We start from the raw sequence: 1,631 nt of genomic DNA on the forward strand, positions 1-1,631 counted from the left end.
ACCCGGAAAAAAATGCGCTTGAGGTCTCAGAACCGGAATTTGATGTTAAGACACGCAGCGCTCTTGTAAAATCTGCCAACTGGCTTCTTCACGGAATGATACTAAAGAAGATAATGCCATACCTTTCTTACCCCTTAACGGCAGATCTTGAGAGTGCCAAAACAGAAGCAAACAAGATGATAGCCGATTATCCTCTTTATGAGGGGATAAACATTAAAGGGAGGCTTGATTCATTGGGCGTTACCAGTGTGAATATGGTTCCCGGAGCTGTCCGCATTCAGGCAAACCTAAAGGGTAATGTTGCAATAAAGATTGACGGGTTACACTTTTAATCACACAGAAAAGCACTATTCTTAACCGTTTTTCTTTTTATAACTCTTTGTCCGATTTAGATCTGACATTTTTCTTCAGAGAGCTACCCAGATTCCAGGCCAGTAAAACTATAAATGTGACTATGAACACTAATGCAATTCCTGAAAAAAACCCATAAAAAAAATCAGAAATGGAAGTAGGTGATAATTGTTTAACAATGATGGCTTCAGAAAATATTATCAGCCCCAGAATACCGATGAATGCTGTCTTTTTTTTCATATTAGTTAGATATTTTTACCATATTTAAAATTTGAATTAAATCCAACGGATGGTTCAGCAAACACATTGCTCCGTTTGAAGTTAATTCTTCTTTTGTTCTGAAACCCCATAACACACCTACAGCATACATTCCGGCATTATTCGCAGTATGCATATCAATAGCGGTATCGCCCACATAAATTATGTTCTCAGGACGGATTCTGAATATTCCGCTGATTTGTAGAGCAACAAGAGGGTTTGGTTTTTTATATGCTTCGGCGCTTAATCCTGTTATTACTTCGAATTTCCAATTTGACAACAAGTTCGATGCAATTTTCCTTGTGAGTTCATCGGCCTTATTAGATAATACCGCAAGTTTAATCCCGCGTGAAACCAACTCATCCAGCAAGTCGGGAATCCCATCATAAAGGGTGGATTTACTAATGCAGTTATTACGGTATATTTCAATCATCGAATTATAACACTCGTTGATTAATCCCTCTTCTCTTTCTGCTTCGGGTAATGCTTCTTGCACCAATTTTCTGATTCCATTACCAACTAAATACTTGTATGCCTGAAGATCATGACCGGAGAAATTACGGCTTTGAAGGACGAGATTCATAGAATCAGCAATATCTTCAAGTGAATTAACAAGCGTTCCGTCCAAATCAAAAATTACTCCTTTGTACTCCATAATTCCAAATTATTCTGAACAACAAAGCTATGGTTTTTTTGGGTAACTGTACACTTTGTCAAAGTATCTGCGCTGTATGTGTTTTGGTGTTCACTTTTTCGATGATATCAAGTATTGCTCCGTTTTCGTCAATAACAAAAGTCTTCCGAATTATTCCAACGTAATGCTTGCCCATAAAATTTTTCTCACCCCAGGCTTCATATGCCTGAAGGATTATTGCTTCGGTATCAGAAATGAGAGAGAATGGAAGGTTAAACTTCTCAACGAATCCTTTGTGTGACTTTTCGTTGTCTTTGCTTACGCCCACTATCTTATAACCCAAAGACTCAAATCTGTTGTAGTTGTCTCTAAGGTCACACGCCTCTGC

General features: G+C 38.1%; 3 protein-coding genes. 1 reads left to right on the forward strand and 2 read right to left on the reverse strand.

Features of this window, described 5'->3' with window-relative positions; translation table 11 throughout:
- Nucleotides 1-332 (forward strand): DUF4403 family protein (locus ABFC98_00190; protein ID MEN6444449.1); only part of this gene is annotated, 332 nt, incomplete at its 5' end.
- 260 nt (nucleotides 333-592) lie between these two features.
- On the opposite strand, the gene ABFC98_00195 is transcribed toward ABFC98_00190, so the two are convergent.
- Together ABFC98_00195 and ABFC98_00200 are read right to left on the reverse strand one after the other, a co-directional pair.
- Nucleotides 593-1,264, reverse strand: coding sequence for an HAD family hydrolase (locus tag ABFC98_00195; protein MEN6444450.1), 672 nt, complete (start codon nucleotides 1,262-1,264; stop codon nucleotides 593-595).
- 58 nt (nucleotides 1,265-1,322) lie between these two features.
- Nucleotides 1,323-1,631 (reverse strand): peroxiredoxin (locus tag ABFC98_00200; protein MEN6444451.1); only part of this gene is annotated, 309 nt, incomplete at its 5' end.

Source organism: Candidatus Cloacimonas sp. (genome assembly GCA_039680785.1).
Classification (GTDB): domain Bacteria; phylum Cloacimonadota; class Cloacimonadia; order Cloacimonadales; family Cloacimonadaceae; genus Cloacimonas.

Coding starts and splice junctions, on each gene's coding strand:
- ABFC98_00195 (MEN6444450.1), bottom strand. CDS start 1,264: ATGGAGTACAAAGGAGTAATTTTTGATTTGGACGGAACGCTTGTTAAT.